Annotated in this window: 8 protein-coding genes; 3 read left to right on the forward strand and 5 right to left on the reverse strand. The window is 44.7% G+C overall.

Features of this window, described 5'->3' with window-relative positions:
- Positions 1-102: 102 nt before the first annotated feature.
- Entirely contained in the window at positions 103-1,422 is a 1,320-nt protein-coding gene (locus tag H6F74_RS10135) for a hypothetical protein (RefSeq protein WP_190440059.1), read from the reverse strand.
- Positions 1,423-1,853: 431 nt separating this feature from the next.
- Between H6F74_RS10135 and rppA the strand changes: the two genes are divergently transcribed.
- Together rppA and H6F74_RS10145 are read left to right on the forward strand one after the other, a co-directional pair.
- The gene (gene rppA / locus H6F74_RS10140; protein WP_190440061.1) at positions 1,854-2,546 is read left to right on the forward strand and encodes a two-component system response regulator RppA; all 693 of its coding nucleotides are present in this window, start codon (positions 1,854-1,856) and stop codon (positions 2,544-2,546) included.
- A gap of 197 nt (positions 2,547-2,743) precedes the next feature.
- Positions 2,744-2,971, forward strand: coding sequence for a hypothetical protein (locus tag H6F74_RS10145; RefSeq protein WP_190440063.1), 228 nt, complete (start codon positions 2,744-2,746; stop codon positions 2,969-2,971).
- A 177-nt stretch (positions 2,972-3,148) separates the two neighbouring features.
- On the opposite strand, the gene H6F74_RS10150 is transcribed toward H6F74_RS10145, so the two are convergent.
- A complete protein-coding gene (locus tag H6F74_RS10150) occupies positions 3,149-3,751 on the reverse strand; it encodes a DUF3177 family protein (protein WP_190440065.1) in 603 nt (200 codons plus the stop codon).
- A gap of 206 nt (positions 3,752-3,957) precedes the next feature.
- Entirely contained in the window at positions 3,958-4,179 is a 222-nt protein-coding gene (locus tag H6F74_RS10155) for a Calvin cycle protein CP12 (RefSeq protein WP_190418163.1), read from the reverse strand.
- Positions 4,180-4,584: 405 nt separating this feature from the next.
- On the opposite strand from H6F74_RS10155, the gene H6F74_RS10160 reads away from it, so the two are divergent.
- Positions 4,585-5,841, forward strand: coding sequence for an FIST N-terminal domain-containing protein (locus H6F74_RS10160; RefSeq protein WP_190440067.1), 1,257 nt, complete (start codon positions 4,585-4,587; stop codon positions 5,839-5,841).
- Positions 5,842-5,997: 156 nt separating this feature from the next.
- On the opposite strand, the gene H6F74_RS30490 is transcribed toward H6F74_RS10160, so the two are convergent.
- Positions 5,998-6,744: a DapH/DapD/GlmU-related protein gene (locus H6F74_RS30490; RefSeq protein WP_277875790.1), complete on the reverse strand. Its 747-nt coding sequence runs from the start codon at positions 6,742-6,744 to the stop codon at positions 5,998-6,000.
- Between the two features lie 336 nt (positions 6,745-7,080).
- Positions 7,081-7,284: a hypothetical protein gene (locus H6F74_RS10170; protein ID WP_190440071.1), complete on the reverse strand. Its 204-nt coding sequence runs from the start codon at positions 7,282-7,284 to the stop codon at positions 7,081-7,083.
- Positions 7,285-7,382: the final 98 nt, after the last annotated feature.

A 7,382-nucleotide genomic window follows, 5' to 3' on the forward strand; every position in this document is an offset into this window, starting at 1 on the left:
TGTAGCATTGTCTGCCTCGACGATGTCCATTTTTAGCAGTTTGAGTGGAGTTACATTGAGGACATTTCATACCTTTATTGTGCCACATCTAGCATTACTCTTTCAGCAACGCCAAATATTTTCTGGATCTAAACCTACACTTTCTGCACCATCGCGGGCAGCATCACGCACAGCATCAGCAATCAAACTACCAGCAAGCGTACTTTTGGCACGAACATTGGTACGAATGCTGTCTAGAGGTACATTCGTTACTCCAACTGGTGTTTGTTGCAGCCTATCAACAAAGGCGGCAACTGGGTTCTGAACTTGCTCTACCAAATCTTGACGAGGAGTCAGCCCATCTAGACTCGTGTTGCGCTTGGGGCCGCTTTCTGGTTCTAGAATGCTTGTAACCCTACCATCAGCGAACTCTACCTGCAAGTTGCCCAGATATTTGTATTCCCCGTCTGTGGAAACAATCAGCACTGGTTCGCCCGTTACCGCCGCCAGACTGTTGACCTGTGTACCAGTGCTGGAGTCATAGACCAGGGGGTAAGAGGGAACTGGCGTTTCTCCGGTAAGGGGCAGCAAAGGGTCTTCTGGATTTGCTAGACGAGTATCGCTGCCAGCTGCAACGATGATGTCTACGTCTTTGAGTAGACCTGCTAGAGCTTTTTCCTCGTTGATGTTCTGGAGGTGAGAAACCAGTACAACTTTATTGATGCCTTGCTGAGTTAGTTTATCCACTTCGGTCTGCACCTGGTTGGCTAAGGCGGCAAAACCAGGAGTACCTACCACGTCACCGATTGTCCCCACATCTTCCGGGCTGGAAATTGAGCGCAGTAATGGGGTTGTCACGCCTACAACACCAAGGCGCTCTTGCACTCCATTAACGGTCTTGGTGACAATGGTGCTGGGCTGAATCAATCCTTTGAGGGGATTGTTGTCTGGAATAATCAGGTTGGAGGAGACGAAGGGACGGAAACCAGTACCATCGCGTTCCGGGTCGATGAATCTAGCCAGCACATCTGGGCCAAAGTCAAATTCGTGGTTGCCGATGCCACCGACATCAATGTTAAATAGTTCTAATGTTTTTGCATCGTAGAATTGCTGCCCTTCTGGGAGGCTCAGGCTTGCTTGGAATTGCGGCCCTGATAAGTAGTTATCTCCAGCTGTCACCAGTAGGTCAAAGTCTGTGCTGCTGGCGTTTCGTTGCCTATCGATTAAATCGGCAAACAAGCCAACGCCACTATACTCAAATGTGGTTGGTGGTGTGGTGGTTGGGGAAACGGTGCCAGTCCGGGTTAGCAGGGAGGATTCGGCATCGCTGAAGTGCAGCAGGTTGAGTGTTAGGGCGTGTGTTGTTGTGGAGACTAAGGCACTGGTTAAACTCAAGCTGGATACTAGCAACCAGCGCTTGCCACCAGAAAGTTGCTGAAACATTTTATTTATTTCCCTTCAATTACTTAGGTTTCTGCAAGTGGGAAGGTTAGGTCGCTACCTATTAGCGATCGCGCCCTCTGGGTTGCTCCAATTTCTCCCCACTTTTTCGGGGTTAGATTAATAAAGATTAAGCAATTACCCTATACGTATTTGTACGAGTTAGTTCTGAATATCTGATAAACTTCTAGTAAAGAAGAGGTTAATAAACTTAATATTTATTTAATCTTCATATAAACAGCCGATGGCTTCACAAAAGCTTTATACATTAAACGGATTGTCAGTTTTTATACTCAATAGGTCGAAAAAAGTAGCTAAAAGCTGATAAGCAATTCCTTTATAGATTGTGGCGAGTCTGTCCTTTTTGCGAGGCGTTCTATACGTCTCGGAAGAAGAAAATTTTATGATTCATAAAGAAAGTGCCATAGCTAGTTATGCGGATTCTTTTGGTAGATGATGAAGTTGAACTTGCTGAACCGCTTTCTCGCTTACTTAAGCGTGAGGGGTACAGTGTTGATGTGGCTTATAATGGCGCAGATGGCAGCCAGATGGCAATGCAAGGCGGTTACGACTTGCTGATTTTGGATTGGATGCTGCCGCAAATGACTGGGTTGGAGATTTGTCAGCAGATGCGATCGCTTAAACTTACCACACCAGTGCTGTTTCTCACTGCCAAAGATACTCTAGACGACCGAGTTCTGGGATTGGACGCGGGTGCTGATGATTATCTGGTGAAGCCGTTTGAACTGCGGGAGTTATTAGCAAGAGTTCGCGCTTTGTTGCGGCGTTCGGCTGCTGATGCGTCTATAGCACCATCAGCATCAAATATACTTCATGTAACAGATTTAGAGCTTGACTGCGACAACCAGCTGGCGTATCGTCGAGGACGCACCATTGAGCTATCGGAAAAAGAAAGCCAACTGCTTGCCTATTTTATGCGTCATGCTGGGCAGCTGCTAACTCATAACCAAATTTATCACCATTTGTGGGATTCCGGAGAACAGCCCAGCAGCAACGTTTTAGCAGCTTTAATTCGCCTGTTACGGCGCAAAATTGAAGCATCTGGGGAGACACCACTAATTCACACTGTTTATGGCAAAGGTTATCGTTTTGGCGATGGCAGTTGAACAATAGCGATCGCGCTTGTACAATTCTGCCTACGGGATTGCGATCGCTGTACTGAAGTTGTAATTCAGTATCAATTTTTATAAAAATATAATCTAAATAATGCTCGACCAGGAAATGGACTTAACTGTTGAGTTGTCTATTTATCTTGACTACAATGAAAATAGCTCAAAATTAAATTACAAAAAACAGAGTTGATATGCCTGAAGATTTTAAAGATCCATTGATAGCTTGGAACTTGAGAAATTTAGATATCATTTTTACGAGTATTCTGTTTATCGGTTTAGCATTGCTTCTCGGCTGGCTAACTCGAAAAAATCCATACGCTTTGTGGACAACGCTGGTTACTGCTGGCTTAATAATTCTATTATTATTAGTTACGCAGAACAATCATGGTTTTGCTTTTTTCAGCTTTAAACTTGAATAATTAGCTTAGTGTAAAACTAATCAAACTAAACATTTGATATTAGGTTGGGGAGCCACCCCCTCCGCTGTGTTCCCCGCGTTGAAGGGCGTGGCGTTTGAGGAACCTCACCCAACATTGACAAAATTAAAAATTAAAAAAATATATTAAATTTTTAATTTTTAATTTTTACTTGTTTGATTACTGCTCCATAGCCGAGCGTCCTTGCTTGCCTAGTCGAATCAGGACAAAATAGCTCAAGTACAATACATAAATTATCAATCCTACCATTCCCAGAAACCCTAAAAATTGGGGTGAAGTTGTGGAACCGGAGTGGAAAAACTGTTTGTAAAGTCTGGGGGCTTCCAACCAGACATTGCAAAATGGAGATTTAATCGAGCCAGGGGAAAACGCACAAGACAGGAAAGGCAGAAAAGCTAACGCGCCCAAGGTGAGGTAAACAGTGATAGCCCAACGCCATGCTGTTAGCGCTAGTTTCAAGGGACGCAGGGGCCGGTCGTCAATGTCATCGTTGATATCTTCCCAAAACCAGAGAGAGATAGGAACCAGAAGGCGAGATCCGAAAGAAGCCACAAAAGCAATAGGCCATGCAGGAATCATCAGGTAAAGTGCGATCGCCATCAAACTAGAGACGCGCCAGTAGATAATTAACAAGCGGACAATGGCATCAGCTCTCTGGACAAAAGCCCAAATGAGCAGAATCAGGGGGATGATAACCGTAAACAACACTCCCAGTCGGTAGTCCATCCAAACTAGCGGTCGAAACCAGATGTCATTTTGCATGGGCGGTGTATGGCAGAAATGGCGATTTTTACCAATTTATTTTACCTGCCATTAACACCTTCCACCATGCCCATAGAATCTCTATGCGATCGCGCTACAGCATAACCCACCCAAAAAACAAGCAACGAGAACGCCCTTGTTAGACGTTCTCGTTGCTCATATCTCAGAACTATGCCGGAATAGCGGCGTTTAGCACCACGTTAAATCTATTCTTCGTAAATGCGGCACTCAGCAGCGTCCGGATTATCGTCGCAGTATAGCTCAAGAGAGTTTTTTGGTTTTTGTTGACGCTTATGAGACGCTTCTGCTTGCAGTTCTTCAACAGCATCCCACGCAGCAGCGCACTCACCGGAAGTGTCACCCTTGGCATCACAAACAGCCCGGGCTTGATCGCGTTCTTGTTCGATTTGTTCTTGGATATTGCTCATGACTTTCTTAGTCCCCGTTTCTTCTTTCAGTTCAGGAAACCTGGTGAATATCGACCTTTGGCGCCATCCAGTCAGGTGTACTACTTAACTTACTCAGTTATTTCAATGATTCCTTATTTGTCATATCTGAATATGCAGTACCAGCACTGGATTGATCTTTATCTTTTAAGATTTGGTCATTTCTCCCTCACCGATGTGCCAGTATACACAAGAGCTGGCGCATCTAGGTTCATATTAACTAATGTTAATACACCATTACACTAACTTGGTTCCCCCATAGAGATATTGCCCTGGTAGTATAACCAAGCTAACCCGTGCTGGTGTTAGGCTTATGATAAAGCTTTGACATCCTGCCAATCTACCCAAAGGCATCGGATTTCTAGGTGAGACTTTTGTGTAATCCCTATGACTAACCAGATCAAGTGGGCAAACGCCTTATCAACCCGTCCGTCTTTGGAAGCGGCAGTCGAGGAAGTGGTCGAACGCGCCACTAAATCGTTAGAAGCACCTGCGGACTTGGGTTTGGTGTTCATCTCCTCTGCTTATGCAAGTGAGTATACGCGGTTGATGCCATTGCTGGAGGAGCGGCTAAAAACAAAAGCCCTGATTGGCTGTGGTGGCGGCGGCATTATTGGGATGAACTCGTCTGGCGAAGTTGAGGAAGTTGAGGGAAAACCAGCTTTAAGCCTTACCTTGGCTCATCTGCCTGGGGTTAAGGTTCATGCTTTTGATATTGCTGGCAATGCCCTACCTGACTTGGATAGCCCTCCTGATGAGTGGGTGGAACTGATTGGCGTATCCCCTGCCGATGAACCGCAGTTCATCTTGTTAGGCGATCCTTTTTCTTCCAAGATTAACGACCTGCTCCAGGGGCTAGATTTTGCTTATCCGGGATCGGTAAAGGTGGGAGGGTTGGCTAGCGGTCGTAACGTTGGAGGCAATGCTGGTTTGTTTTGTAACTACCAGTTATACGATGAGGGCGTTGTTGGGGTTGCCTTGAGCGGGAATATTGTTCTAGAAACGATTGTGGCCCAGGGCTGTCGTCCTATTGGTGCGCCTTATCGGGTAATTAAAGGGGAGAGGAATATTGTGCTGTCTGTTTCCCAGCAGGATAATGCTGATGTCAGCAGCAGCGATGGGCAATCTCAGACACCCCTAGAAGCGCTACAGGAGCTTATTGAGAACTTAAGCGAGATAGATAGGCAGTTGGCGCAAGATTCGCTGTTTGTGGGCATTGTACGGGATGAGTTTAAGCAGCAGCTAGAACCGGGAGACTTTCTCATCCGCAACTTACTGGGGGTAGATCCAAGAGTGGGGGCGATCGCTATTGGCGATCGCGTCCGCCCCGGTCAGCGCATCCAATTCCACCTCCGAGATGCCCACACCTCCGCCGAAGACCTGGAACTGCTACTCCAGCATTATCAAAAAGCAGCCACAGGCGAGACACCCACCGCCCAAGAAGCAGGTGCCTTGATGTTCTCCTGTCTGGGACGCGGAGAACGACTTTATCAACAGCCTAACTTTGACTCCCAGTTGTTCCGTCGCTATCTGAAAAATATTCCCGTGGCGGGTTTCTTCTGTAATGGCGAAATCGGCCCAGTGGCAGGTAGTACCTTTTTACACGGCTACACCTCGGTTTTTGGTATCTGTCGCCAAGGTTAAAATCCAGCACCTTCATAAGGCGTTGAAACGAGGAAAATTAAGAGCTTATACCAATTTGATTAATATCTGAGAGCTTATACGTGGGTAGGGGCATTGCACTGCAATGCCCCTACAATCAATTTATGTGTTGCATTGTTTTTTGAAATTGGTATCACATTACAAAAGTGGTACTTTTTCTGAGTTGTCTGAATTACTATTTCGCTTTTGAATTACCTTTGCAGGCACGCCAACTGCAACTGAGTAAGGTGGAATATCTTTGGTGACAACGGCACCTGCGCCAATGACGCTACCTTGACCAATTGTGACTCCATCAAGTACCTTTACTCCAGCCCCTAGCCAACAGTCATCCTCGATCACAATTCCTTTGCGCGTGACTCCTTGGTTCCATATATAACGAGAGGGATCTGCAAAGTTATGATTGTTTGCATAAATCCCAACATATGATGCAATTAAACACTTTTTCCCAATTGTGATATTACCGGGGCCAGCTAAACAGGTGTAGGGGGAAATGTGCGTACCTTCACCAATTTCAATATGGCAGTTACCTTCGTGAGGAACAACGTTGATATCAACACCTCGATCGAGGCAGACATTAGAACAAATGCGGATCTTACTATTTTCTTCGCAAGCATTTAAACGAACGTCACGGAGAATCTTGACGTTATTTCCAATCTCAATACAACTAGCACCAATAAATTCACACCCAGTCTGAATATATACAGACTTACCTACCCAACCAAACATTTTAGGGTATAGTAGTTTCCGCATTATAGTGCCGACGGGCCGCCGAATTTGTCCTAATAATATAGTCAATACAGCTTCTTTCACCCGCGACAAAGGTGTAAGAGAATTATGTTCCGGTGAAGGAAATTGAGATTTTTCATTATTCATAACAAGACTCATGGCAAATACACTCCCTGGTTGTTACGTAAAATCAAAGCTAGTTTTTAAAAACTAACTTTTGTGATGGCAAATTGTGCGGCTTGTTGGATAGCTTTTTCGACTGAATGAAGTCAGTCGAAAGTAGCGATCGCTTGAAATTATGTAGGAAAAGTTTCTCAAAGAAGTTAATACATCTGGCAGACTTCCTTGAGGTTGCTATTAAATTCTTTCCAGCCAAAAAACGTACTTACTAGAAACTGGTATAGTTTTTAGTAGTATCTGTAGGGTATTTATGGAGAAGTAATTTAAACCTACGCAGTTACTTCCCACAGCTGCGTCTTAATAACTGTGACCAAATTACGGTGGATTATCTCCAACTTCAGCCATGACGTTGAAATTTACCATCGGTGCAAATAATAAAGGACTTCCACGCCGACTATAACGACTTTCCTGCAACCAATTTTTTTCTTTTACTGCTGGTGGCTTCACGATGTAGAGAGTGAATTTATAAATTGAGTACAGACAGACTACAACTAAAGTTATATGGGCTCTACCGAACATAGTATGTAAAATAAACTGAAACTAGCTGGCAAAATGCCAAGTCAGAAAACTTCTTAATTTGAAATTGTTGAAGTTTCTAAACCCATAACCTCTTCGTT

The sequence above is a fragment of the Trichocoleus sp. FACHB-90 genome (assembly GCF_014695505.1).
In the GTDB taxonomy this organism is placed as follows: domain Bacteria; phylum Cyanobacteriota; class Cyanobacteriia; order Cyanobacteriales; family FACHB-T130; genus Funiculus; species Funiculus sociatus.

Excerpts from the sequence above, each read along its gene's own strand:
- H6F74_RS10170 (WP_190440071.1), bottom strand. The coding sequence starts at position 7,284 with ATGTTCGGTAGAGCCCATATAACTTTAGTTGTAGTCTGTCTGTACTCA.
- H6F74_RS10160 (WP_190440067.1), top strand. The coding sequence starts at position 4,585 with ATGACTAACCAGATCAAGTGGGCAAACGCCTTATCAACCCGTCCGTCT.
- rppA (WP_190440061.1), top strand. The coding sequence starts at position 1,854 with ATGCGGATTCTTTTGGTAGATGATGAAGTTGAACTTGCTGAACCGCTT.
- H6F74_RS30490 (WP_277875790.1), bottom strand. The coding sequence starts at position 6,744 with ATGAGTCTTGTTATGAATAATGAAAAATCTCAATTTCCTTCACCGGAA.
- H6F74_RS10145 (WP_190440063.1), top strand. The coding sequence starts at position 2,744 with ATGCCTGAAGATTTTAAAGATCCATTGATAGCTTGGAACTTGAGAAAT.
- H6F74_RS10135 (WP_190440059.1), bottom strand. The coding sequence starts at position 1,422 with ATGTTTCAGCAACTTTCTGGTGGCAAGCGCTGGTTGCTAGTATCCAGC.
- H6F74_RS10155 (WP_190418163.1), bottom strand. The coding sequence starts at position 4,179 with ATGAGCAATATCCAAGAACAAATCGAACAAGAACGCGATCAAGCCCGG.
- H6F74_RS10150 (WP_190440065.1), bottom strand. The coding sequence starts at position 3,751 with ATGCAAAATGACATCTGGTTTCGACCGCTAGTTTGGATGGACTACCGA.